This window comes from Halopseudomonas xiamenensis, assembly GCF_014219065.1.
GTDB lineage: Bacteria > Pseudomonadota > Gammaproteobacteria > Pseudomonadales > Pseudomonadaceae > Halopseudomonas > Halopseudomonas xiamenensis.
Genome location: NZ_JACLGO010000058.1, coordinates 1 through 1,691, shown reverse-complemented (window position 1 = coordinate 1,691; position 1,691 = coordinate 1). Strand labels below are relative to the sequence as shown.

General features: G+C 59.6%; 1 protein-coding gene. It reads left to right on the top strand.

All coding sequences use genetic code 11. The annotated features are described in order from the left end of the window. Window positions 1–67 precede the first annotated feature (67 nt). Window positions 68–1,630, top strand: a complete 1,563-nt coding sequence (locus H6X51_RS19765) for an IS1182 family transposase (protein ID WP_185269124.1) — start codon at window positions 68–70, stop codon at window positions 1,628–1,630. Window positions 1,631–1,691 lie beyond the last annotated feature (61 nt).

Here is a 1,691-nt window from a genome sequence, read left to right as displayed (position 1 = left end):
GAGACTGTGAAAGTATCTCAGTTGTTCGGTAGGCTGGAGGTTGTTTTCCCTCTCACCGGTATGAAGCATGAGCCAACGTCGTTATAAATCAGGCATCGATCGCTCTCAAGAGACGCTGTTTCCGCCCCGGCTGGAGGACTACATCAGTGAGCATAATCCGGTCCGGGCGATTGATGCCTATATCGCCGGCCTGGATATGGAGGCCCTGGGTTTCACGCACAACGCCCCGGGACGTCATCAGGCTGGCCAACCGGCCTACGCGCCGCAGATGCTGTTGAAGCTCTATCTCTATGGGTACCTCAACCGGCTGCGCAGCAGCCGGACACTGGAACGTGAGAGCCAGCGCAATGTGGAGCTGATGTGGCTGCTGGAAGGTCTGCAGCCCAGCTACAAGACGATCGCGGATTTTCGTAAGAACAATGCGCAGGCATTACGTCGGACGCAGGCGCAGTTCATCGTGCTGTGCCGGGCGCTGGGACTTTTCGGCGGCCAGTTGGTCGCAGTGGACGGCAGTTTTTTCAAGGGCAATGTCAGCCAGAAGAGCTTTCGGACACACAGGAAGCTGACGGCTCAAATTACGAAGCTGGAAGAGGAACTGGCGCAGTGGCACCAGGCTCTGGATGCGGCGGATCGCGAGGAGGCTGGCGAGCCCGCGAGCCGGGAGGAGCGTGATCTGGCCGAGAAGCTTGACGCGTTGCGTGAGGCGCTGAAGGAGAAGACCGAGGCACTGGCTGACCTTGAGCAACGAGGCAAAACCCAGTACTCGCCGGTCGATGAAGAGGCCCGCCTGTTGAGCAAGCGGGGGCAAAGGGTGGCAGGCTTCAATGTCCAGATTGTCACCGATGCCCAGCACAAGCTGATCGTTGCCGATGAGGTCACGAACGAGCCGAACGATCTGAATCTACTCCACCCCATGAGTGCTCAGGCCAAGGCCGCGCTGGGCGTCGAGACACTGGAGGTGGTGGCGGATGCAGGCTACGTCAGCAGTGCGCAATGCCATCAGTGTCACGAGGCAAGAATCTATCCTTATCTACCGGTGCCGTCGGCGCGGGGCCGTACGGTCGCACCGGGCCGATTATCGAGGGAGGCCTTTGTCTACGAGCCTGAGCATGATCGCTATCGCTGTCCCGAAGGATACTATCTGATCGCTTCCTCCAAGCCCAAGGAGCAGGCGGGCCATTGGACACAGCGCTACCGCAGTCGTCGCCGTAATTGCTGCGATTGTGTACGCCGCGCCGAGTGTCTGACGGCCAAAGGGCAGGTCCGGGAGATATGGCGCGACCAATACGAAGCCGATACTGAAGCGGTCCGGCAGCGGGTGATGGCTCATCCCGAGCGGTTGGCGCAGCGCAATGAGTTGGTGGAGCACCCGTTCGGCACTCTCAAGCGACGGGCTGGCTGGGACCACTTCCTGGTACGGGGGCTGGAGAAAGTCCGTGGCGAGTGGAGTTTGATGGCGTGGGCGTATAACTTCAGTCGCGTATTGAATCTGCTGGGAGTGAAACAATTCCGGGAGATCTGCCAACGGCTGACAGAGCTGTTGGCGTGTATTGCCCACCTGTTGGTGCTGTCGGCGTGTAGGTTCCCTCTGGGAAGTACCTGGCGCCTACAGGTGGGCAATAGTAGATAACAGCCTCCTATCCCGCCTTTTGGGTTCGCGAGCGAAGGCGAGGAAATACTTTCACGGTCTC

What these genes read in the sequence shown, in the direction of transcription:
- H6X51_RS19765 (WP_185269124.1), top strand. Translation starts at nt 68, where the DNA reads ATGAGCCAACGTCGTTATAAATCAGGCATCGATCGCTCTCAAGAGACG.